The sequence below is a fragment of the Rhizobium sp. 01T444 genome, assembly GCF_056398305.1.
In genome coordinates this window covers 58882-80016 of sequence record NZ_JBFTPD010000031.1, presented here as the reverse complement: position 1 = coordinate 80016, position 21135 = coordinate 58882, and the positions used below count along the sequence as shown (strand labels likewise).

Genomic DNA, 21135 nt, shown 5'->3' with positions numbered 1-21135 from the left:
CCTGCACTGGAATTTAACTTACCGTCGGCGGCAGGCGGTAGCCAGCGTGCCGTCACGCTCGGCCGTGCGATAGGCGCTCGTACCAAGCCGCGGACAAGCCGTCCGGTCGGACGGAATGACGACGGTGATATTGTCGCTCTCGACGGGATCGAGCGGAATCGAAAAAGCATTACTTGATTCCGCGTCCGGCACCGTGCCGGGCGGCATGCCGCCGAAGCGTCCGGAATAGTCCATATCACCGAGGGCCTGGGAGAAGGCCGGAGCGGCGAACCCGAGGAGAATGATCGAGGCTGCTGCAATGACCGTACGCATGACCATATTCCTTCTTATCTGGCCGATATGAAACGGGATTTGGGTATCCATCGTTCCAGCCGATCCGGCCGTCGGTGAAAAATCCGGCACCTCTTAATCTAGGAAAGGTCAGTGCGAATTTCCATCCGACGGATGGATTGATCAGGCCCTTAAAGCGTGTCGCGATCTTTCAGATTCGCTTGCCACGCTTTAGGCTCTTGTTTTCGCATGGCGTTGCAGCAAAACCGCTGCACACTTTTGCGCGACATGCTTTTAAAAGGCGATCGATGCGTTGACGAAGAATGTGCGCGGCTGGCCCACGAACTTGCCGCCATTATTGTCCGTCGAGCGGGTGAAATACTCCTTGTCGAACAGGTTCTTCACGCCGAAGGCAAATTGCGGGGCATTCTTCTTGTCTTCCGGCTGATAGGCGACGCGCAGGTTGACGGTGCCGTAGCCTGGAATATCGCCGAGGCGGCCTGTCGCATCCTCTTCCGTCACATAGGTCGCGCCGGCATCGGCAGATCCCGGCGAATGCTGCTTTGACTGGGCCTGCAGGTCGGCATTGAAGATCCAGTCGTTGTAGCGGTAGCGCGCCCCGAGCGAGGCGACCTGACGCGAATAGAACGGCAGGTCGCGGCCTTCGAAGGCGCCGGCTTCATAGGTCGCCTCGGTGTAGGTGTAGCTTGCCGACAGCGACAGGCCGTCGAGTGCGGGCACGACATCGCCGATATCGTAGTTGATGGCGGATTCGATGCCGCGGTGGCGCGTGGCGCCGAGATCGGTCCAGATGCCCTCGCCGACGATGGTGCGGCCGAGATAGAGTTCCTTGTCGAAGTCGATATTGAAGGCAGTCAGCTCAGCGTTCCAGTTATCGCCCTCATAATGCAGGCCGATTTCGTAGGTCGTCGCCTTCTCGGGATGCAGGCCATCCGTGGTGGATGCGAGTTGGCTGTATTGCTGCGGGCCGAAGGAGACGCCGACATTGCCGAAGACGGTCAACTCATTGGTGAGCCGGTAGGAAGCCGACAATGTCGGCAGGGCTTCGTTCGCCTCGACCGAGGGAGAGAGCGAGCTGGTGACCGCACCACTGGTGCCGAAATTCACGACATCGTTGTGCGTGCTGATCATCTCGTAGCGAATGCCCGGTGTGATGGTCCAGTCGCCGATCTCGATCTTGTCGTCGATGTAGAAAGCATGGGCAATCGTGCCGCCATCGCTCGTCTGGTAGGTGGGCGAGCTACGCGTGGTCGGATCGATGCCCGAGGCTCTGCTGTAGAAAGCCGTGCGGGACGCGACTTCCGAGCTTTCTTCCCAGAGATACCGATAGCCGACGGTCACCTCCTGGGTAATGCCGCCGAGCTCGATCAGGCGGGAATAGCGCGGCTCGATGCCGAAATAGCTGTAGCTGCGCGGAGCAGACGTCAGGCGATAGAGGCCGGCGCTGGCGCCTGTGCCCTGCTGCTCCACATGGCTGCCGCGGAAGGAATCCACGTAGTAGGTCAGCACTTCGAAATTGTTGTCGCCATCGTCATGCTGGTAGCGCAGCGAGATATCATTGCGGCGACCGCTGAAATCGTCGTAGCGGCGTGTCGACTGGTAGGGATCGGCTTCATATTCGGCGCTCGTCAGGCCGCCGGGCATCTTGCCCTCGCCCTCATAGTGATGGAACTGGATGCCGAGCTTGTCCGTATCCGAAAACTCGTAAGCGCCCTTGGCAATGATATCGTCGATATCGGTGCGGTCGTTGGCGTCACGATAGCCTTCGCCGTGGATTCCGGAATAGAGGATGGCCGCACCAAGGCCGTCAACATTGGTACCGCCGATCAGGAAATTCGGCGTCGCCTTGACGTGGCCGTTGTTGCCGGCGATCTCCGCGCCCGAGGAGAAGCGAGCGGTGAAATCCTCCGGGATCGGACGGGTGACGAAGTTGATAATGCCGCCGACATTCTGCGGTCCGTAGCGTACGGAGCCGGCGCCGCGCACGACGTCGATCGTTTCGACATTTCCGAGCGTCAGCGGAAAGAGCGAAAGCTGCGGCTGGCCATAGGGCGCATAAGCCAGCGGGATGCCGTCCATCAATACGGTGGAGCGTGGCGACAGGCGCGAGGTCAGACCGCGCACGCCGAGATTCAGCGACACATCGCTGCCGCCGGTACCATTGGCTTCCTGCACCTGGACGCCGGGGATCTGGTTCAACGCATCGCGGATATCCTGCGCGCCGCGCTCTTCGAACTGTTCGCGATCGAGGATCGTGCGGGCGCCCGGATGTTTCAGCACCTTCTCCTCGTTCGGCTCTTCCAGCCAGTTGCCGGTGATCTTGATCGTTTCGAGCTGAGTGACGGTGCCGTTGGCTGCTTCCTGTGCGAGTGCCGATGTGGCGGATGCCAGAAGGGCGACGGTGAGAGCGAGCTGCTTTCCTTGGAGTTTGGGGGCAATCATGGGAGTTTTCCGTGGGCGTTCGAGAAATTCGGGCAACAGGGGACCTTGCCGAAAATGCCTAGGCATTCCGGTGCAAGAGACTGTTTTTGTTGAATGATTATGTGGTGGTGTCAGCCGTTACGCCGGTATCGGCGTCTGGACACAGTCTTATGGGAGAAGGGACGGACTTCAGCCGTCTTGCTGCGATGAAACAGGCGCGTCATGCAATAACCCCGACAGTCAACGCCGCTGCTGCACGGCGTCATGTCGTGTTGACTACAATATTGTAGTTCGCATTTCAATAAACATAACTTAATTTCTCATGTTTATTTTCATGCGGATGAAATTGCAAAGATATTGCCGTGGAGGTCAGTCGTTGCGCAGCGCCTGGTCGCGCAGGTCGGCGAGACGCTTCTTGGCATCCGTCGCCTGCTGCTGGTTACGGACCGCTACACCATAGGCGAGGAGATCGGCCACAACGATGGCGCCGATGCTCCAGCTTGCCAGCTTCGAGGGCGAACCGATGCAGGTCAAAATGGCCGAGACCTTATCGACATAATTGGCGCGCAGCTGCACACCGCAAACCAGAATGACCTTGCAACCGATATCCCGGAGCTGGCGAACAATGAGCTTGAATTCCGCCGTTTCGCGCACAGCATGGAACATGACGATGACATCGGCGGGACGCAGATCGATCAGCTCATTGGCAAGCGTAAAACCCGAGGCGCCGGAACAGCGGGTGCGCACGCCGGCGCGACTAAGCGCAATCGAACAATGGCGCGCCTCGACCTCGGCTGTGCCCATGCCGATGCACCAGACGGTATCGGCCTCTTCGACGAGCGAGATGGCGGCGGCGAGCATTGCGCCATCCATCTGCTCCTCGGTGGAGGTCAGCACCTCACGGGCGGTCGCAAACATCTGCGTCGCAACCTTTTCCAGATCATCGCCGGTGGCGCGGAAACGCTGTTCCAGACGCTCGCTGGTGGAAATGGTGCGCGCCATGACGCGGCCCGATACCCGCTTCAGCTCCGGCAGGCCGGAAAAGCCGAGGCGCTTGGCCGTCCGGATAACGGTCGCATCGCTGGTGCCGGTTTCGGCGGCGATCTCCTCGGCGCTGCGGAAAATCAGCACATCGATCGGCATCTTCACCAGATGCTCTGCTACTGCCAGTTCCGACCGGCTGAGCTTGGTTCTGTGCTCTTCGAAATGCTCTCTGAGCACCGATGACGATCGATCGCTTCCGTTCATCCGCCCTTCCCTAGATGATATTCAGAAGGCCGAATAACCGACTTTGGTGCATAGCGAAACAAGAAACCGATCAGGCGTTTTTCAACCTGCAATACTCAGGCTCAGGCTCCCGCCCATGAACGGCCGGTCGCCATCGCCTTTCTGGCCATGACCCACACTCCAGCGGGCGGGCCAGACAAGGCGTTGAAGCCCTGTCGAGGCGATCGCTTCGAAGGAGGACCATGCCCTGCTACCCTCCGTGCGCCAGAGCACGCCGCCTGGGCCCATGCAGGCATGGAGAAGGATGTGGATATCGAATTCCTTGCCCGGCGGCAGGTCCGGACCGAAGAAATAATAGGGGCTGCGACCAGGATCGCGACCGAGGATGAGCGTCAACTGCTGCTGCTTGCCGCGCAGGCCAAGCCACAGAAGCGCCAACCCTTCATCGCTGAAAGCCGAGAAGATGGTCTGCTGGGACGCGCAGGCGTCCGAAGCCATCCGACCGCTCAGACGGAGTTCGACGATCCGGTCCGTGTCCATCGGACCCGACCAGAGAGCGTCACTCACGCCATGGGCGGCAAGGTCGTGCCATTGATCCTCGCGTGCAAGAACGGGCGGCCATTGCAGGCGCTCGCGCTCAATGCCTTCGGTATCGAGGACCTGATAGCGCAGGCCGTCCTCATCGAGGGCTGCCTGGATGCAATGGAGATATTCGACACCCTCGGGCATTCTGTGCGCGGTTCCCGCCCCCGCCGTGCATATCTGCAGCACGCCGCGATGGGCCTGCACATCGAAAGCCAGGATATGGCTGCAGCAATAGGCGAAGACATCGGCCTCCACGAGAATATCCCAGAAGCGCTCGGCATATTCGCGGCCTATCTCACGCTGATAGGCGCCCGCATAGCCATTGACCGGGTGATGGCCGAGCACCAGCTTGTAGCGGGCATCGGCATGGGCCTTCAGGGTCGCCTCCAGCCACTCGGTCTCGACATGGCCTTCGCCGCCGAGACCTGTCCAGAGCGTATGGACAAAGACCATGAGCAGATCGCCCCGGCGCACCCAATAGGCCAGCCCTTCCTGCCCCGCCGGCCCGTTTGCCGGAAGGCCAAGCGTGTCGCGGAACACCGCCTCGCTCATCTCGTCATAGGTCGTGTGATTGCCGGTCGTGTGCCACATTGGAATGTTCGTTCGGTCGAGCCAGGCCATCTCGACATCGAACCAGTGCCGCCACTGGGCGCGCAGCGATGCTTCATCCGCCGTCAGGCCGATGATCTCGTCACCCGGAAAGAGGACGAACTGCGGCTGGGGCTCAAGCCGGCGCAGGACAGCGTTCACGGATGCGAAGGTACGCTCGTGCAGGGCGCCGGCAACGCCCGAGCAGGAATCGCCGTAGAGCACGAATTGATGGCCGCCTGACTTGGGCAGCAATGCTTTGATCGGGGACTTATCGGGCATGGAACACACACAAAGAAAAGAGAAAATGCTTAAAAAACAAAGCCCCCGGACAGTGCCGGGGGCTTGTGGAAATGATGGGTCGCCTTAGACGAACTGGCTGAGGCCGGGTACAGAGGCGACGACCTGATCGACCACCTCTTCGCCGGCATGTTCCTTGGCGATGGCGATGGTTTCCTTGGCGAGCGAGGTGATTTCGCTCATGCCGAGGCCTTCGCTCATCAGCTGCTGGCCGAGGCCCATGATGCCACCACCACCGAGTGCACTCATGAGGCCGCCGAGCAGACCGCCGCCGCTGCTGGATCCTTCGCCGTTGAACTGGGCGACGAGTTCGGTGGCGCCGGGGATCTTTTCGATCATCTCGGCGACCGGGCCGTCGGCTGCTTCGCGCTGCAGGAAGCCGAGCATCATGCCGAGCGCCTTTTCAGCCAAATCAGGCGCAATGCCCACACGATTGGCGATTTCAGTCACAATCTCATTCATCGTCTGCCTCCTGTTTTTGACGTTGACGTCAACGTAATCGAATCGAGGCGGCAACTCAAGCGGCGCTTTGTGAGGCGCCTCTTTCCTGCTTTCCCTTTTAACGCAGACAGTTGTCCGTCTCCCGTCGGCTGCTTATAACAGAGAAACGATATTTGCATGACTGTGCGGAAAGAGCATCCCGCATATTCGAGAATTGAGCGGCGGCATCGACCGAGGGAGACATTCTACATGCTCGAGGACGGCAAGATTTTCATCGGCGCAAGCCGCAATCCTGACGACAGCATCAACAAGGGCGAATATCTCGACCTCAAATTCGGCAACCGCCATGGACTCGTGACCGGCGCGACCGGTACCGGCAAGACGGTGACCCTGCAGGTGCTGGCCGAGGGCTTTGCGAGAGCCGGCGTGCCAGTTTTCGCCGCCGACATCAAGGGCGACCTCTCGGGCATCGCCGCCAAGGGCGAAGCAAAAGACTTCCTCACCAAGCGCGCCGAACAGATCGGCTTTACCGATTACGAATTCGAGCAGTTCCCGGTCATCTTCTGGGATCTCTTCGGTGAGAAGGGCCACCGGGTGCGCACGACCATCGCCGAGATGGGACCGCTGCTGCTGGCACGGCTGATGGATGCTTCCGAGCCGCAGGAAGGCGTCATCAACATCGCCTTCAAGATCGCCGACAAGGCCGGCCTGCCACTGCTCGACCTCAAGGATTTTACCTCGCTGCTCAACTATATGGGCGAAAACGCCACCGAGCTTTCCAGCCAGTTCGGCCTCATCTCCAAGGCCTCGGTCGGCTCCATCCAGCGCGCGCTACTGGTGCTGGAACAGCAGGGCGCGGAACATTTCTTCGGCGAGCCGGCACTGAAGATTACCGACATCATGCGCACGTCGAACAATGGCTACGGGCAGATTTCCGTGCTTGCCGCCGACAAACTGATGATGAACCCGCGCCTTTACGCCACCTTCCTGCTGTGGCTGCTCTCCGAGCTCTTCGAGGAGCTGCCCGAAGTCGGCGATCCCGACAAGCCGAAGCTCGTCTTCTTCTTCGATGAGGCTCATCTGCTCTTCAACGACGCGCCGAAGGTGTTGACCGAGCGCGTCGAGCAAGTGGTGCGCCTCATCCGCTCCAAGGGCGTCGGCGTCTATTTCGTGACGCAGAACCCGCTCGACGTGCCGGAAACGGTACTCGCCCAGCTCGGTAACCGGTTGCAGCATGCATTGCGCGCCTATTCGCCACGCGAGCAGAAGGCGGTGAAGACGGCGGCCGATACCTTCCGTCCCAACCCCGCCTTCGATTGCGCCACCGTCATCACCACTCTCGGCACCGGCGAGGCGCTGGTTTCGACGCTGGAAGCCAAGGGCGCGCCATCGATCGTCGAGCGAACGCTGATCCGCCCGCCATCCGGCCGCGTCGGACCGGTGAGCGATGTCGAGCGCCAGCAAATCATGGACCGCAGCCCGGTTCTCGGCGTCTATGACGAGGACGTGGACCGCGAATCTGCTTTCGAGATGCTGGCGGCGCGCGCCAAGAAGGCTGCCGATTCCGACGCTGCCAAGCGGGCGCAGGAAGAGGCGCCGGCGCCACAGGAGGGCAGCACCACGTCAGGCTGGACCCTACCTGGCTTTGGCGGCGGCGATGACGACAAGGCGCAGCCTCGCGGCCGCTCCGGTTATCAGCGCGAAACGGTGGTGGAAGCGGCGATGAAGAGCGTGGCGCGCACGGTGGCGACGCAGGTCGGCCGGGCGCTGGTACGCGGCATATTGGGAAGCTTGAAGCGGTAAGTCTAAGCGGAGCGCGATCTTTCAGATTCGCGCCACGCTGACCTTTGTCTTTGCGCATGTCGTTATCGCAAAACCGCTCCGCACTCTTGCGAGACATGCTTTAGTCACCGCTTACGGACAAATTCCGTGCGCAGGACGAGACCTTTGATCGTATCGTGACGGCAGTCGATTTCTTCGGGATTGTCCGTCAGACGGATCGAGCGGATGACCGTGCCCTGTTTCAGGGTCTGGTTGGCGCCCTTTACCTTCAGGTCCTTGATAAGCGTGACGGAATCGCCGTCCTTCAACACGTTTCCGGAGGCGTCGCGAACCTCGGACGCAGCCTGTGCGGCTGCAGCCATCTCGGAGGCAGGGCGCCATTCGCCTGTCGCCTCGTCATAAACATATTCGTCGTCACCGCCTGCCATCACTTCGCCCTCGATCAGGAATTTCCTCAGTCCATCGACGGCCGCTTATAACGATCGCACGGTGCTGTGCAACTAGAGTGGCAAACAGGCAGGCAGGCGAAATGTGTCCGGCCACGATCAGGGCGTTCCAGCCTTTGCGATAACCGCTGACCTGCGCGCCATCCTCCCTGTGGTCAGGCCGCAGATCGACCAGGTTCGGCGCGTCGGCGGCGCATCAGGAAGAGTGCCAGGGCCGAAAGGCAGATCGAGATTTCCAGCAGGAATGTCCAGTGAAGCAGGAAGCTCATGATCCAGCTGGCATGGGTTGCGGGAACTCGAACCAGCTCGAATTCATGAAAGGAAAAAGGTGCCAACCAAAAGAGCGGTGCCGCGATCGTGTCCATGACCATATGCAGCATGGCGGCGGCGAAGAAGACGCAACCTGCAGCGAGCCAGGCCGAACGAAACCATTTGAGGAGCGGCAGGATCAGGATCGCCGAGACCAGCCAGAAGAGCGGCCAATGCGTTACATAGGCATGGTGATGAACCCGGCCGCCGGAGGCGTAGAAATAGATCATGTCAAAATCCGGCATGACGCTGCCGATCAGCGCTGCCGCCATGACCGCAATGGACGAAGCCCTGCGTCGCGCGGCAGTTCCGAGAATATAGCCTGCCGGCAGATGAGCGATGAGCATGCCGTGCCTCCCTGTGACATCCGACATCGCTAAGAAGCGATTGTGTCGGGATCAAAGCGGCCGCGACATGAAGACTTCGGTGTGGCTGATTTCAGCCGGCACGCTGTGAAAAGGCGGGCAATGGGTAAAGCCGAAGGCTTCGTAGAGGGAAAGCGCGCTCTTCAGATAGGCGGCGGTATTGACGAGCATGGTGGGGCGGCCGCTCTTTTTTGCTTCCTCGAACACCCGCCGCATCAGCACATTGGCGATGCCCCGACCGCGAAAGGCGGGATCCACATAGAGTTTATGGATCTCCATCGCAGCAGTCTCAAATGGTGCGAGCGCGATGCAGCCTGCCGGTGCTCCCTCCCATCTGGCCAGGAACATCATCGCTTCGTCGGAGCTATATTTCCGGGCGAGGCTTTCATGATTTTCGCTGTGGAAGAGCGTCATGACGATCTCGGCGGGGATACCATGATCACGCCCGAGTTCCACATCCAGGGCGCCGAGTGCTTCGCAGAAGCCGGCGGCGATGACGAAATCCTCTGTGCTGCCTGCCCTTGCGATGGAAATCATCCCGCGTCCCCCGATCCCGGATGATGAAGGCCTTTCATACCATCTGAGCGTGTTTACTGCCATCATGATCCCTTGTTTCCAACCGCGAGCAATGGTATTTCCCTCTTGCAACCGAGAAAGAAGGAGGGCTGCGCGTGAATATGTATTTCCGGCATCATCGCCAGCGTGGCCCAGTCAACGCCCTGCAGATGCGTTTGCAGGGCTGACCAGAGACCGTTTCTCGCAAATCTCTTCCTGGTCTGCCCCTAGTGGCACTGCTGCACCTGAATGCCCGTCGTTCAAGCTGCAAGCATTTCATAATCCGCCAAGCATAACGCGCTTTCCGTTGATGGCTGGACGCCCCGGATATGCGCGATCGCTTGGCAAGACCAGGATACGATCATGACCCTCATCAATATCCGCAATCTCGGCATCGTGCTGTCCGCGCCGCTGTTTTCGAAGCTCAATCTCGTCGTCAACGCCGGCGACCGGATCGGCCTCGTGGCGGCGAACGGACGCGGCAAATCCACCCTGCTCAACCTCATGACGGGCAAGCTGGAACCGACCGAAGGCGAAATCACCAGGGCGCGCGGGCTCACCATCGGCCATATGGAGCAGAATGTGCCGCCGGCACTTCTCGATGCCAGTTTCCGTGATGCCGTGCTTCTCGCCCTTCCTCCTGACCAGGCAGACGGCGAAAGCTGGCGTGCGGATGTCGTGCTGGAATCGCTCGAAGTGCCCGAGGAGTTGCGCGAGCGGCCGCTCCGACAGCTCAGCGGCGGCTGGCAGCGGCTGGCACTGATTGCCCGCACCTCAGTGAATGAACCCGACGTGCTGCTGCTCGACGAACCGACCAACCATCTCGACCTCGAAAAGATCGCGCAGGTGGAAAGCTGGCTGAACGCACTGCCGCGCGATACGCCTGTGATCATCTCAAGCCACGACCGCGCCTTCCTCGATGCGACGACCAACCGGACGCTCTTCCTGCGGCCGGAGCAATCGCCGGTCATCTCCCTGCCCTATAGCCGGGCGAGAGCGGTACTCGACGAGGCGGATGCCTCCGATGCGCGGCGCTACGAGAAGGATATGAAGACGGTCGAACAGTTGCGCAAGCAGGCGGCAAAACTCAACAATATCGGCATCAATTCCGGCAGCGACCTGCTGGTCGTCAAAACGAAGCAGTTGAAGCAACGCGCCGAAAAGCTGGAGGAAACCGCAAAGCCTGCCCATCTGGAGCGTTCGGCAGGCGCGATCCGCCTCGCCAATCGCGGCACGCATGCCAAGGTTCTGGTGACGCTCGAGGATGCCGAGGTCACGACGCCTGACGGCACGCTGCTCTTCCGCACGGGAAAGCAGTTCATCTGCCAGGGCGACCGCATCGTGCTACTCGGCCTCAATGGCGCCGGCAAGTCGCGGCTCGTCTCCATGCTGCGCGCGGCGGTCGCCGAGCCGGAAACAGCAAAGGCCGGCATCAAGGCCACGCCCTCGCTCGTGCTCGGCTATGGCGACCAGCTGCTTGCCGATCTCAGCGATGCCGACACACCGCTGCAGACGATCATCCGCCGCTTCGATGTCGGCGACCAGCGGGCGCGCTCGCTGCTTGCCGGCGCCGGCATGACGATCGAGATGCAGGGCAAGCCGGTGAAGCTGCTCTCCGGCGGCCAGAAGGCGCGGCTCGGGATGCTGGTGCTGCGGCTGACGCAGCCGAATTTCTACCTGCTGGACGAACCCACCAACCATCTCGACATCGAGGGGCAGGAGGCGCTGGAAAGCGAGCTGATGGCACATGAGGCGAGCTGCCTGCTCGTCTCCCACGACCGCAGCTTCGTGCGGGCCGTCGGCAACCGCTTCTGGCTGATCGAGCGGAAGAAACTGGTGGAAGTGGAAAGCCCGGAAGGGTTCTTTGCGAGTGTGGGGTAGAAAAACAAAGGGGCGCAAACGACGGTGTTTGCGACCCTTGTCATCGGTGCTACCGCACACCCGCCGAGAGGCAGAAGAACGCTCCCTGCGGGTCTATCGCCTGACAGATCCAGGCCCCTGGGACTTCCACGGGTCCGTGGACCACCTTGCCGCCGCCGGCGTTGATGCGGTCAATGGCGGCATTGAGCGCCGGCACTGTGAAATAGTAGGACCAGAAGGACATGCCGACCTCAGGCGGGCGGGTCATCATGCCGCCGGTCTGTTTTCCGTGCTCGGCGAAGATGTGGTAGACGCCCATCGGACCCATGTCGAAGTCCTGATCCTTCGTCCAGCCGAAGAGCTTGGAATAGAAGTCGAAGGCCTTGGCGCCATCATTGGCGTAGAGTTCGCGCCAGCCGACATGGCCGGGCGTGTCGAAGGGCAGTTCCGGTGGCGGATTTTCCATCGGCAGTGGCGTCATGATGCAGAGCACCGCTCCGTCAGGATCGGCTACCACGGCAAAGCGGCCTATGCCTGGAATATCCGCCGGCTGGCGACGGATAGTGCCACCGTTCGCAGCAAAGTCGCGTGCCGACTGATCGACATTGTCGACGGCGACATAACCGGTCCAGTTCGGCGGAATGCCCCGCCCTTCCAGCTCTGCGGGAAAGGGCATCATGCCGGCGACCCTGACGCCGTTTGCCTCGAAGATGGTGTATTCCGGCTGGTCCGCCGCCGGCATTTTGCTCGACGTCCAGCCGACGACCGAGCCATAGAATCTCGCCGCCGCTTCGGGGTCCGGCGTCATCAGTTCGCACCATATGAACTTGCCATGCGTATTGGACATCGTGTTCTCCTCGGTCCACGCTTGAGTTCTATCTCTTTGTTTTCATGCAATTCCGGACGCAAAACTGCTCTCGCACTTTTGTTGGAATTGCTCTTGATGTGCCCCGGCGAYTTCAGCCCTTGCGGGTATATTTGACTTCCATGAACTGCTTCCAGGTGCCGTCAGCTTCCTTGACRCTCGATGTGAAGGTTCTGACGCTGTCATCGAGAAAGGCGATCTGCTCGCGATAGTCGGCAAGGCCACCGCCTTCGAAAGCCGGCCCCCTGGTGTAGAGCGACAGCACATTACCCGAGGGTTCGATCTCACCCTCATAGATCCACATGTAGTCCATCATCGAGCCGATCCAGCTGCCGACATATTTGCCTTTGCTTGGGTCGTAGCCGAGGGTCAGGATCGTCGTCGCCTGCTTGCCGTCGCTCATTTCACCGGCGCCTTCGGCAACGAACCAGATGCCTTGCAGGGAGCGCACGGTCTCATCCCAAGGCTTGTCGCCGGTCATGTCCGAAGCGGCGACGGTCCAGTGACCGACCATTCTCTCCAGGAAAGCATGCTCCTTCAGCACTTCTGCAGTCTTCATCGTCCTTCTCCTCCGGATGATGGATGGCTGGGTCTAGTGGCAGCTGGATGAGGCTTGGGGGGCTTCCTCATATTCATCGTGACGCTTCACGAAATCCATGGTCGAATCTTCGTTGCGGCCCTTGGGCGCGTGATCCAGGATCATCAGCGTACCGAGGATTTCCTCCGCGCCTCGGGCATAGCTTGAATAGGTATGGAACACTTCGCCCTTCTCATTCCGGTAAAAGGCCGAAAGTCCAGGCAGTTCGTCATTGGCGTCAGAGGGCGCTATCGGAGAGAAATTATAAAAGACCTTGTCTTTGGCAAGGTCCTCAGGCGTGAAAGATACGTGATAATCGAAGTTGAAATCGCTGCCGAAGGACGAGACCCACGRGAATTTCCAGCCCATGCGCTGCTTGTAGGCGTCGATCTTGGCAAGCGGTGTGCGGGCGACGGCGACAAGTGTGACGTCGTGGTGATTCAAGTGCGGCAGCGTGCCGTCGAGATGATCGGCGAGGAACGAGCAGCCGGGGCAACCGGCCTCCCATTCGGGGCCGAACATGAAGTGATAGACCATAAGCTGGCTGCGGCCATCGAAAAGGTCGGCGAGCGATTTCGGCCCCTGAGGCGTTTCGAACGTGTAGTTCTTGTCTACTTTCACCCAAGGCAAAGCCATGCGCTCGGCATTCACCTTGTCTCTGAGATGGGTCGCCTCTTTCTCTCTCAAGAGCAAAGCTCGGCGGGCTTCAAGCCATTCCTCGCGGGAAACGGCGGGATTTTGGGTAACCTTGTTCAGCATGATCTACGCCCTCCTCCGGCGCGGCCGGCATTTTCCGGCAGATAGTCTCCTCTTCTTGACTAAATACATTGATATCAATAGAAATAGATCATGTCAAACTCGATCGCGATTCCTTTTTCTACGACGCTTCTGGTGCGGGACACGTGCCTGTGCCTGCATGTGCAGCGCGCCGCCCGTGCGCTCGCAAGGCTGTTCGACGATGCCCTGCGGCCCGTCGGCCTCACCAACGGCCAGTTCTCCCTGCTGATGTCCCTGAACAGGCCGGAGCCGCCGCCTATGGGACCGGTCGCACGCCTGCTCGCCATGGACCAGACGACGCTAACGGCGGCGCTGAAGCCGCTACAGCGCAAGGGTTTGGTCGATGTTGTGCCGGACCCGAGAGACCGGCGCGCCCGCCTGCTCCGCTTAACGGATGACGGGCGGGCAGTCCTGCAACAGGCGCTGCCGATCTGGGAAAGCACGCATGCGGCACTCGAGACGAAATTGCCTGAGGGCAACGGCGATCACCTGAGACGCGACCTGCAATACCTAACGTGACCCTGCAGAGTCCGCATGGGTGGTCGCGAAATTAGCCACAAAAAGCCTATTGACTTAGAGTGCACTCGAAGCCGTAGCTTCCTTGGCGTCGTGACGAAAACAGGTGTTTCATGAAGATCAGTGACCTCGCGAAACGGTCCGGTTTGTCGGCTCATACGCTGCGTTATTACGAGCGTATCGGCCTGCTTCCCTATGCCGATCGCGACCGATCCGGACAACGCGACTACGACGCTTCCATCCTTTCCTGGATCGAGTTTGTCGGCCGTCTGAAGACGACCGGCATGCCGATCCGCGACATGCTCCATTATGCGAAGCTTGCCGATAACGGGAAAGCCACTTTCAGTGAGCGTCGAGAGATGCTTAGGGAGCATCGTGAGCGTGTCCGGGCCCATGTGGCCGATCTCGAAACCTGCCTTCGCGTCCTCGACGGCAAAATCGCCTCCTATGAAGAGGCGGAAGAAAGGATGAGAGATGATAGACTCAACAATGCGGACACGCCGGCTCGGGCAAGGACTTGAGGTCGGATCGATCGGCCTCGGCTGCATGGGCATGAGCTGGGCCTATGGCGCGACCGCCGCCGACAGGGGCGAGGCGATCGCCACGATCCACCATGCGCTTGATCGTGGCGTAACCCTGCTCGATACGGCCGATAGCTATGGCCCGCACACCAACGAAGAACTCGTGGCGGAGGCGATCAAGGGCCGGCGTGATCAAGTCGTACTGGCAACCAAGTTCGGCATCGTGCGCGCAGCTGGGGCGATACCAGGCGTCAGCGCCCAGACAGCAAACGGGCGGCCCGAATATGCAAAGGCATCCTGCGAAGGGTCTCTACGGCGGCTCGGCGTCGACCATATCGATCTCTACTATCTCCACCGTGTCGATCCCGATACGCCGATTGAAGAGACCGTGGGCGCGATGAAGGAACTCGTCGAAGCCGGCAAGGTCAGACATATCGGTCTGTCGGAAGCCCGCGCTGACACAATCCGCCGGGCACATGCCGTGCATCCCATTACCGCCGTTCAAAGCGAATATTCGCCCTGGTCACGCGATCCGGAAGGCGGCGTGTTGCAGACGCTTCGTGAACTCGGGATTGGGCTCGTGGCCTATTCGCCGCTCGGACGCGGCTTCCTGTCCGGCGCGATCAAGTCCGTCGATGAACTCACGCCCGATGACTACAGGCGGACCTCGCCGTGGTTCATGGGTGAAAATTTCAAGCGCAATCTCGAGCTCGTCGCCCTGTTCGAAGAGATTGCGCGCCGCAAGGGCGCAACACCGGCGCAACTGGCTCTCGCCTGGGTGATGGTTCAGGGCGAAAATATCGTGCCCATTCCCGGCACCCGCCGCCGCGCGCGACTGGACGAGAATCTTGGAGCGGCTGGCGTTGATCTTACACCACAGGATCTCGAGGAAATCGCCAGGGCCCTGCCCCGCGCCGTCGGAGATCGCTACGGCGAAATCGGCATGCGGGCGCTCAACGGATAAACATCCGGAAGTCGAAGTCTTCTCCCCAACCTGTGGGGAGAAGACATAGCGTTGTCGCGACGATCAGCGCGACAGATCAAGCGCTGCCGTCAGGTTGCCCATCGGCGCCTCGCTGTTCAGCGCCAACGCCTTATCGCGGGCGAGCAGGCCCGGCAGCACCGGCAGGTCGTAACGGGCGGTGATCAGGCGCAGGATCGAAGTCGTATCATACTGGGTGTGATCGACCATGCCGCCCTTGGCGTAGGGCGAGATGATGAAGGCCGGTATGCGGTTGCCCGGGCCCCAGCGGTCGGCCTTCGGCGGAGCGACGTGATCCCAGAAACCGCCGTTTTCGTCATAGGTGACGATGACCAGCATGTGCTCCCATTGCGGGCTCTTTTCGAGATGCGAGACCAGATCGGCGAGGTGCTGGTCGCCGCTCGAAACATCGGCGTAACCGCCATGTTCGTTGAGGTTGCCCTGCGGCTTGTAGAAGGAAACGGCCGGCAGCTTGCCGTCGTCGATATCCTTGATAAAGGCTTCGCCGCCTAGGCCGCCGTCCTTCAGGTGCTCGGCGCGGGCGGCCGTGCCCGGCGCATAGTTGGCGAAGTAGTTGAAGGGCTGGTGGTGGAACTGGAAGTTGGGCACCGGCGTGGCATTCTTGCCATCGAGTGCTGCCTGCCAAGCGCCGCTATACCATGCCCAGGTGACGCCCTTCAGCGACAGCAGGTCGCCGATGGTAATCTCGTGCTGCGGTGGCAGGGTGTTCGGCTGCGAGGGATCGGCATAGGCTGCATCGCCGTCCTTGGCCGGGGCGTTGGCGCTCGGCTGATAAGGCGGCTGCATGGTGTTGACCGCGTAGAAATCCGGTGTGAGGTTGCCGTCGGAGACGAATTTCGGAGCACCTTCGAGGGCGGATTTCGGTCCGTTGTCGGCAACGGTCAGCGAAATGCCGTCGGCATCGACCTTGGCGATCGTCGGCTTGGCCGGGCTCTTGTCGGCATCCGTATAATAGGGCGCGCAGGCGCAGATCAGCTGGAAGTGGTTGAAGAAAGAGCCGCCGAAACCGCCCTGGAAGAAATTGTCGGCAAGGACGTATTTCTTGGCGACCTGCCACATGGGCAGGATCGAGCCGTCATAATGGCCCATGACGAGGCCACCGGAATCGGCCCAGGCGACGAACTTATCGTTCTTGCCGCCGTCGATCTGCATCTGCTCCTGATAAAAACGATGCCAGAGGTCGCGGGTGATGACGTTTGTCGTCTGGGCAAAACCCTTGGGATCGTCGATCGAGAAGACGGCGTTGGCGAGGTGAGCGGACTGGGCCTCGGTGATGGCGGGCGTGACACCCTTGGCGGTCAGGCCGCCCCAGGAAGGCGGCAGTTCGGCGAGCGGCGCGCCGTCGCGATCAAGCTGCAGTGCCTGGCTTTCGCTTGCATTGGCAAGGCCGTTGGCGCCCGGAAAGCTGCCATAGAGGTTATCGAAACTGCGGTTTTCAGCGTAGATGACGACGATATTCTGGATCTTGTCCATACCGGCGGGTGCTGCATAGGCGGCCGCGGCTGATACCAGCGGCAGCATGGCCGAGCCGGCCAGCGAAAGATTGCGGAGGAGATTCAGTCTGGTCATGGCGGGATACCTCATGGCTAAGGGGGCGTGGCTAGAGGGGCGCCGGGCGGACGTGGAATGGCCAAGCGCAGGCGAGACGCTATTCCCGCCATCTATCAACTTTGTGACATCGGACGGGTTGCGGCTGCGGCCGGTACGCGCGCGTCATCAATCTGTTGCAGTCAGGTTCGATCATGAGGGTCCACAATGTTAACCCATTGGAATCCCTGACATGGCGACGAAGATTATCTGGCTCCTCCGGTCTGGCTTGGCGCTCGGTTTGGCAGCGACAGCGCTCGATTTTGCCATTCTGCCCCTGCGGCAAAGCAGCGCGGCCGTTGCCGGCGGTGTGCATCCCGGCCCCATGTCACGGGCGCAAGCCTATGTCCGCGCCGAAGCGCTGACGGAACTCGGCCGCAAGATGTTCTCCGACACGTCGCTTTCCGCCTCCGGCGTGCAGGCCTGCGCCTCCTGCCACGATCCGCATCACGGCTTCGCCCCGTCTTCCGCGACGCCGATCGAAATGGGCGGGCCGGATATGGACCAGCCGGGACTGCGCGCCGTGCCAACCTTGCGCTACCTGCAGGCGATACCCTCGTTCACAGAGCATTTCTACGATTCCGAAGACGAAGGCGACGAGAGCGTCGACAACGGGCCAACAGGTGGCCTGACCTGGGACGGGCGCGTGGACCACGGTTACGATCAGGCGAAGATCCCCCTGCTTTCGCCTTTCGAAATGGGCAACAAGGATGAGGCCCAGGTCGTCGCCTCGCTCGGCAAGGCGGTCTATGCGGAGGATTTCCGGGAGATTTTCGGCCAGGACATATTCGGTAATGCCAAGGATGCTTTCCAGGGTGCGGTCGAGGCTCTCAGCACCTTCGAGCAGAGCGGCGCGGATTTCTACCCCTACACCAGCCGCTATGACGCCTTCCTTGCCGGCAAGGGGACACTGACTGCGCAGGAGATGCATGGGCGTGAACTCTTCGAGGATCCGGCCAAGGGAAACTGTTCGAGCTGTCATTTGAGCGAGCCCGCCAACGACGGCGAGCCGCCGCAATTTTCCGACTTCGGCTTCCTCGGGCTGGCGGTGCCGCGCAACATGGCGATCCCCGCCAACAGCGACCCTGATTATCACGATCTCGGCCTCTGCGGCCCTCAGCGTGCCGACTTCAGGAACCGGCCGGACTATTGCGGCTTGTTCCGCACGCCGACGTTGCGCAATGTGGCGCTGAAGAAGAGCTTCTTCCACAATGGCTACTTCCATTCGCTGCGTCACGTCGTCTCCTTCTACGCTACGCGCGACAGCGATCCCGGCCGCTGGTATCCGAAGAATGCCGATGGCACGATCCGCAAATATGACGATGTTCCGCAGGTCTATTGGGACAATCTCAATCAGGACCCGCCCTTCGGCCGCAAGCCCGGCGACCCGCCGGCGCTGACGGAATCGGAAATCGACGACATCGTCGCCTTCTTGGGCACGCTGACAGATGCGGACCAACTGCCCGGCCCGACGCAGCAGGCGGCGCATTAATTCAAAAGAAAAGGCCGGAGCAATGCCCCGGCCTTTATTCATTGGTGCTGCAAGTAATCAGGCAACCGTGACCGGAACTTCGGTCGAGGTACGCATGGCGTGGCTGTAAGGGCAGACGATGTGGGCCGCCGCAGCGAGCTTTTCAGCGGTTTCGCGGTCGACGCCCGGGATGTTGACGGTCAGGGCTACTTCGATACCGAAGCCGCCGCCATCCTCACGCGGGCCGATGCCGACGGTTGCGGAGACAGTGGTTTCCTCGGGAATCTTGACCTTTTCCTTGCCGGCCACAAATTTCAAAGCACCGAGGAAGCAGGCCGAATAACCGGCCGCAAAGAGCTGTTCGGGATTGGTGCCCGTTGCGCCGTCGCCGCCGAGTTCCTTCGGCACGGTTAGCGTGACGTCGAGAACACCGTTTTCGGAAACGGCTCGGCCTGCGCGGCCACCGGTGGCGGAAGCTTTGGTCGTATAGAGAATAGGCATAACAATCTCCTTTGGTTGGCCCCGTTCGTTCGGGTTGAGTTTTTAATAACGCCCAATTAAATTGTACGCAAGTGAATTTTGCAAATTGCATTCGGAATTTGAAAAGAGGACAATGAAGACCTCTAGGGATGGCAGAGATGAAAGCGAGACCTGCGAAAGTGATGGAAATACCGGAAGAGGAAAAGCGGCTGGAGAAGCAGCTCTGTTTCGCAGTCTACGCGACAGCGCATGCCTTTACCCGCGCCTATAAGCCCATCCTCGACAAGGTGGGCCTCACCTATCCGCAATATCTCGTCATGCTAGTGCTATGGGAAAAGGCCGAACTGCCAGTCAAGACGATCGGCGAGCAGCTCGATCTCGATTCCGGCACGCTCTCCCCTCTCCTCAAACGGCTGGAACAGAACGGCCTCATCAAGCGCACCCGCGATTCCCGCGACGAGCGGCAGGTTATCGTGTCGCTGACGCCGAAGGGTCAGGCGATGAGGGGCGAGGTCAATACGATCATGTCTTCGATCGGCGAGGCGATCGGCTGCACGCTGGAGGAAATGGCGGTCATGCGCGACATGCTGACCCGGCTCAGGGGAAATCTCAACGCAAGCATATAAGCCGGGACTTGATCATCAGCTGAAAGACGATGCCCGCGCCACCCCGGCGCGGGCAATTTGCATTATTCTGCTGCCTGATAGGCTTGAGGGCGAAGCGTGGAGGTCTTCGGGCCGACAGCGGCAAGCAGGGTGATCAGGATCGCCAGCAGCGCCACGAAGACGATACCGCCGACATAGGGATCCCAGCCGAAGTGCGGGGCTGCGGCGAAGATCGCGGAGGCCGCCGCAAGCACAATGCCGCCGCCGATCTGGAAGGAGGCAAAGAGCAGGCCGGAGGCAAGGCCGGACTTGTCCTCTTCGACATCAGACAATGCGGCAACCTGGATCGCCGGATAGGTCATGGCATAACCGACGCCGAGCGGGATCTGGTTCAAGGCAACCAGGATAATCGGATCGATATGGCCGACCAGCGCTACCCAGAGGATGTAGCTTGTCGCTTGCAGGGCGACGCCGACAGCCATCAGGCCAGTCGTGCCGCGGTTCTGCGCCACAGTGGCAAAACGCGGCGCCAGGAACATGACGCAGACGCCGCCGAAGGCGAAGCAGAAGCCGGTGGCAAAGGCCGACCAGCCGATGACATCCTGATAGTAAAGCGTCGCGATGAACTGGAAGCCGACATAGGCGCCCTGGAACAAAGCGGCGATGGCATTGGCATGGCTGAGTTTTGCCCTGCGGAAGATATGCAGCGGCACCATGGGATCGGCATGGCGCGATTCGACGATCAGGAAGAGTGCGATCAGCACCACGGAGGCAACGAGCGAACCCCAGGTGAAGAAGTCATTCCAGCCGGCTGCGGCAGCATTGGTGATGCCGAAGACGAAGAGCAGCAGGCCGGGGGTGATCGTCAAGGCGCCCGCCCAGTCGAAATGCTTGCGTCCCTCGCCGCGCCGCGCATCCGGAGGCAGGACAAAGGGAGCGATCGCCAGCGTGAGGATTGCGACCGGAGCGCCCATGACGAGCGTTGCCCGCCAGCTCACGAGGGTGGCGGCACCGCCGAGCACCATGCCGAGCACGAAGCCGGTGGCGCCCGTGGAGGCGAAGACGCCGAGCGCCTTGGCCCGCTTCTCGCCCTCGCCGAAGACGGAGAGCAGCAGGGCAAGTGCTGCCGGGGCGGTAAAGGCTGCGGCGATGCCCTTCACAAGGCGGGCAGCGATCAGCGTCGGCCCGCTATCCACGAAGCCGCCGGCAATGCTGGCGGCCGCGAAGATGCCGAGCGACCAGAGGAAAACGCGGCGGTGGCCGAAGAGGTCGGCGACACGGCCACCGAGCAGCAGGAATCCGCCATAACCCAGCACATAGGCGCTGACGGCCCATTGAAGCGAGGTTGCCGGCATACCAAGTTCGGTCTGGATGGCAGGCAGGGCGACCCCGATGGTGGACACATCCATGGCGTCAAGGAAATTCGCAGCGCAGAGCAGCAGCAACGCCAGGCCGGCTCCGCGTGGAGATGGGGAATTGGTCATCGATCTCAGTTCCTTCTTTGCTGCCGCTCTTGCCGGGAGGCTGGCCGGCGGCAGGGAACGAGAAAATGTACAGCTTCCA

Annotated in this window: 21 protein-coding genes; 7 read left to right on the top strand and 14 right to left on the bottom strand. The window is 60.9% G+C overall.

Annotated elements, in window-relative coordinates; genetic code table 11:
* Positions 1 to 18: 18 nt before the first annotated feature.
* The 5 genes from AC1DTN_RS30340 to AC1DTN_RS30320 form a co-directional block, all read right to left on the bottom strand.
* Positions 19 to 312: a hypothetical protein gene (locus AC1DTN_RS30340; protein ID WP_439014340.1), complete on the bottom strand. Its 294-nt coding sequence runs from the start codon at positions 310 to 312 to the stop codon at positions 19 to 21.
* A gap of 252 nt (positions 313 to 564) precedes the next feature.
* Complete coding sequence (locus AC1DTN_RS30335) at positions 565 to 2733, bottom strand: TonB-dependent receptor family protein (RefSeq protein ID WP_439014339.1); 2169 nt, start codon at positions 2731 to 2733, stop codon at positions 565 to 567.
* A 348-nt stretch (positions 2734 to 3081) separates the two neighbouring features.
* Entirely contained in the window at positions 3082 to 3960 is an 879-nt protein-coding gene (locus AC1DTN_RS30330) for a MurR/RpiR family transcriptional regulator (RefSeq protein WP_113323184.1), read from the bottom strand.
* A gap of 81 nt (positions 3961 to 4041) precedes the next feature.
* A complete protein-coding gene (locus AC1DTN_RS30325; protein ID WP_477923919.1) occupies positions 4042 to 5394 on the bottom strand; it encodes a metallophosphoesterase family protein in 1353 nt (450 codons plus the stop codon).
* 84 nt (positions 5395 to 5478) lie between these two features.
* Positions 5479 to 5874: a hypothetical protein gene (locus tag AC1DTN_RS30320; protein ID WP_439014337.1), complete on the bottom strand. Its 396-nt coding sequence runs from the start codon at positions 5872 to 5874 to the stop codon at positions 5479 to 5481.
* Between the two features lie 228 nt (positions 5875 to 6102).
* Between AC1DTN_RS30320 and AC1DTN_RS30315 the strand changes: the two genes are divergently transcribed.
* Positions 6103 to 7656 (top strand): helicase HerA-like C-terminal domain-containing protein, encoded by a 1554-nt coding sequence (locus AC1DTN_RS30315; RefSeq protein ID WP_439014336.1) that lies wholly within the window; start codon positions 6103 to 6105, stop codon positions 7654 to 7656.
* Between the two features lie 104 nt (positions 7657 to 7760).
* Here AC1DTN_RS30315 and AC1DTN_RS30310 read toward each other — a convergent pair whose 3' ends face one another.
* From AC1DTN_RS30310 to AC1DTN_RS30300, 3 genes are all read right to left on the bottom strand, one after another.
* Positions 7761 to 8063 (bottom strand): alkylphosphonate utilization protein, encoded by a 303-nt coding sequence (locus tag AC1DTN_RS30310; RefSeq protein ID WP_183735631.1) that lies wholly within the window; start codon positions 8061 to 8063, stop codon positions 7761 to 7763.
* Positions 8064 to 8236: 173 nt separating this feature from the next.
* A complete protein-coding gene (locus AC1DTN_RS30305; RefSeq protein WP_439014335.1) occupies positions 8237 to 8737 on the bottom strand; it encodes a metal-dependent hydrolase in 501 nt (166 codons plus the stop codon).
* 51 nt (positions 8738 to 8788) lie between these two features.
* Positions 8789 to 9292, bottom strand: coding sequence for a GNAT family N-acetyltransferase (locus AC1DTN_RS30300; RefSeq protein WP_113323178.1), 504 nt, complete (start codon positions 9290 to 9292; stop codon positions 8789 to 8791).
* A 381-nt stretch (positions 9293 to 9673) separates the two neighbouring features.
* Here AC1DTN_RS30300 and AC1DTN_RS30295 point away from each other — a divergent pair, with 381 nt between their 5' ends.
* A complete protein-coding gene (locus AC1DTN_RS30295) occupies positions 9674 to 11191 on the top strand; it encodes an ABC-F family ATP-binding cassette domain-containing protein (RefSeq protein ID WP_439014333.1) in 1518 nt (505 codons plus the stop codon).
* 49 nt (positions 11192 to 11240) lie between these two features.
* Here the strand turns inward: AC1DTN_RS30295 and AC1DTN_RS30290 are convergent, their stop codons facing one another.
* From AC1DTN_RS30290 to AC1DTN_RS30280, 3 genes are all read right to left on the bottom strand, one after another.
* Positions 11241 to 12017 (bottom strand): VOC family protein, encoded by a 777-nt coding sequence (locus AC1DTN_RS30290; RefSeq protein ID WP_477923917.1) that lies wholly within the window; start codon positions 12015 to 12017, stop codon positions 11241 to 11243.
* A gap of 112 nt (positions 12018 to 12129) precedes the next feature.
* Positions 12130 to 12594 carry a DUF1579 domain-containing protein gene (locus AC1DTN_RS30285; RefSeq protein WP_439014331.1) on the bottom strand — a complete coding sequence of 155 codons (465 nt, stop codon included), beginning with the start codon at positions 12592 to 12594 and terminating at the stop codon, positions 12130 to 12132.
* Between the two features lie 33 nt (positions 12595 to 12627).
* Positions 12628 to 13371 carry a DUF899 domain-containing protein gene (locus AC1DTN_RS30280; RefSeq protein WP_477923915.1) on the bottom strand — a complete coding sequence of 248 codons (744 nt, stop codon included), beginning with the start codon at positions 13369 to 13371 and terminating at the stop codon, positions 12628 to 12630.
* Positions 13372 to 13461: 90 nt separating this feature from the next.
* Between AC1DTN_RS30280 and AC1DTN_RS30275 the strand changes: the two genes are divergently transcribed.
* The 3 genes from AC1DTN_RS30275 (at position 13462) to AC1DTN_RS30265 (ending at position 15390) form a co-directional block, all read left to right on the top strand.
* Positions 13462 to 13908 carry a MarR family winged helix-turn-helix transcriptional regulator gene (locus AC1DTN_RS30275; RefSeq protein ID WP_439014329.1) on the top strand — a complete coding sequence of 149 codons (447 nt, stop codon included), beginning with the start codon at positions 13462 to 13464 and terminating at the stop codon, positions 13906 to 13908.
* Positions 13909 to 14018: 110 nt separating this feature from the next.
* Entirely contained in the window at positions 14019 to 14426 is a 408-nt protein-coding gene (locus AC1DTN_RS30270) for a MerR family transcriptional regulator (protein ID WP_007818807.1), read from the top strand.
* Complete coding sequence (locus AC1DTN_RS30265) at positions 14395 to 15390, top strand: aldo/keto reductase (protein WP_439017179.1); 996 nt, start codon at positions 14395 to 14397, stop codon at positions 15388 to 15390. The genes AC1DTN_RS30270 and AC1DTN_RS30265 overlap by 32 nt, the downstream gene beginning before the upstream one ends.
* 63 nt (positions 15391 to 15453) lie before the next feature.
* Here AC1DTN_RS30265 and AC1DTN_RS30260 read toward each other — a convergent pair whose 3' ends face one another.
* Positions 15454 to 16998 carry an acid phosphatase gene (locus tag AC1DTN_RS30260; protein WP_477923913.1) on the bottom strand — a complete coding sequence of 515 codons (1545 nt, stop codon included), beginning with the start codon at positions 16996 to 16998 and terminating at the stop codon, positions 15454 to 15456.
* 211 nt (positions 16999 to 17209) lie between these two features.
* Between AC1DTN_RS30260 and AC1DTN_RS30255 the strand changes: the two genes are divergently transcribed.
* Positions 17210 to 18508, top strand: a complete 1299-nt coding sequence (locus tag AC1DTN_RS30255) for a cytochrome-c peroxidase (RefSeq protein ID WP_477923911.1) — start codon at positions 17210 to 17212, stop codon at positions 18506 to 18508.
* Between the two features lie 57 nt (positions 18509 to 18565).
* Here AC1DTN_RS30255 and AC1DTN_RS30250 read toward each other — a convergent pair whose 3' ends face one another.
* Positions 18566 to 18988, bottom strand: coding sequence for an organic hydroperoxide resistance protein (locus AC1DTN_RS30250; RefSeq protein WP_007818814.1), 423 nt, complete (start codon positions 18986 to 18988; stop codon positions 18566 to 18568).
* Positions 18989 to 19116: 128 nt separating this feature from the next.
* On the opposite strand from AC1DTN_RS30250, the gene AC1DTN_RS30245 reads away from it, so the two are divergent.
* Complete coding sequence (locus AC1DTN_RS30245; RefSeq protein ID WP_310378109.1) at positions 19117 to 19593, top strand: MarR family winged helix-turn-helix transcriptional regulator; 477 nt, start codon at positions 19117 to 19119, stop codon at positions 19591 to 19593.
* Positions 19594 to 19655: 62 nt separating this feature from the next.
* On the opposite strand, the gene AC1DTN_RS30240 is transcribed toward AC1DTN_RS30245, so the two are convergent.
* A complete protein-coding gene (locus AC1DTN_RS30240; protein WP_477923910.1) occupies positions 19656 to 21056 on the bottom strand; it encodes an MFS transporter in 1401 nt (466 codons plus the stop codon).
* Between the last annotated feature and the right edge of the window lie 79 nt (positions 21057 to 21135).

Coding starts and splice junctions, on each gene's coding strand:
- AC1DTN_RS30305 (WP_439014335.1), bottom strand. CDS start 8,737: ATGCTCATCGCTCATCTGCCGGCAGGCTATATTCTCGGAACTGCCGCG.
- AC1DTN_RS30290 (WP_477923917.1), bottom strand. CDS start 12,017: ATGTCCAATACGCATGGCAAGTTCATATGGTGCGAACTGATGACGCCG.
- AC1DTN_RS30270 (WP_007818807.1), top strand. CDS start 14,019: ATGAAGATCAGTGACCTCGCGAAACGGTCCGGTTTGTCGGCTCATACG.
- AC1DTN_RS30330 (WP_113323184.1), bottom strand. CDS start 3,960: ATGAACGGAAGCGATCGATCGTCATCGGTGCTCAGAGAGCATTTCGAA.
- AC1DTN_RS30300 (WP_113323178.1), bottom strand. CDS start 9,292: ATGATTTCCATCGCAAGGGCAGGCAGCACAGAGGATTTCGTCATCGCC.
- AC1DTN_RS30265 (WP_439017179.1), top strand. CDS start 14,395: ATGCGGACACGCCGGCTCGGGCAAGGACTTGAGGTCGGATCGATCGGC.
- AC1DTN_RS30275 (WP_439014329.1), top strand. CDS start 13,462: ATGTCAAACTCGATCGCGATTCCTTTTTCTACGACGCTTCTGGTGCGG.
- AC1DTN_RS30310 (WP_183735631.1), bottom strand. CDS start 8,063: ATGGCAGGCGGTGACGACGAATATGTTTATGACGAGGCGACAGGCGAA.
- AC1DTN_RS30245 (WP_310378109.1), top strand. CDS start 19,117: ATGGCAGAGATGAAAGCGAGACCTGCGAAAGTGATGGAAATACCGGAA.
- AC1DTN_RS30340 (WP_439014340.1), bottom strand. CDS start 312: ATGCGTACGGTCATTGCAGCAGCCTCGATCATTCTCCTCGGGTTCGCC.
- AC1DTN_RS30315 (WP_439014336.1), top strand. CDS start 6,103: ATGCTCGAGGACGGCAAGATTTTCATCGGCGCAAGCCGCAATCCTGAC.
- AC1DTN_RS30260 (WP_477923913.1), bottom strand. CDS start 16,998: ATGACCAGACTGAATCTCCTCCGCAATCTTTCGCTGGCCGGCTCGGCC.
- AC1DTN_RS30335 (WP_439014339.1), bottom strand. CDS start 2,733: ATGATTGCCCCCAAACTCCAAGGAAAGCAGCTCGCTCTCACCGTCGCC.
- AC1DTN_RS30295 (WP_439014333.1), top strand. CDS start 9,674: ATGACCCTCATCAATATCCGCAATCTCGGCATCGTGCTGTCCGCGCCG.
- AC1DTN_RS30320 (WP_439014337.1), bottom strand. CDS start 5,874: ATGAATGAGATTGTGACTGAAATCGCCAATCGTGTGGGCATTGCGCCT.
- AC1DTN_RS30325 (WP_477923919.1), bottom strand. CDS start 5,394: ATGCCCGATAAGTCCCCGATCAAAGCATTGCTGCCCAAGTCAGGCGGC.
- AC1DTN_RS30250 (WP_007818814.1), bottom strand. CDS start 18,988: ATGCCTATTCTCTATACGACCAAAGCTTCCGCCACCGGTGGCCGCGCA.
- AC1DTN_RS30240 (WP_477923910.1), bottom strand. CDS start 21,056: ATGACCAATTCCCCATCTCCACGCGGAGCCGGCCTGGCGTTGCTGCTG.
- AC1DTN_RS30255 (WP_477923911.1), top strand. CDS start 17,210: ATGGCGACGAAGATTATCTGGCTCCTCCGGTCTGGCTTGGCGCTCGGT.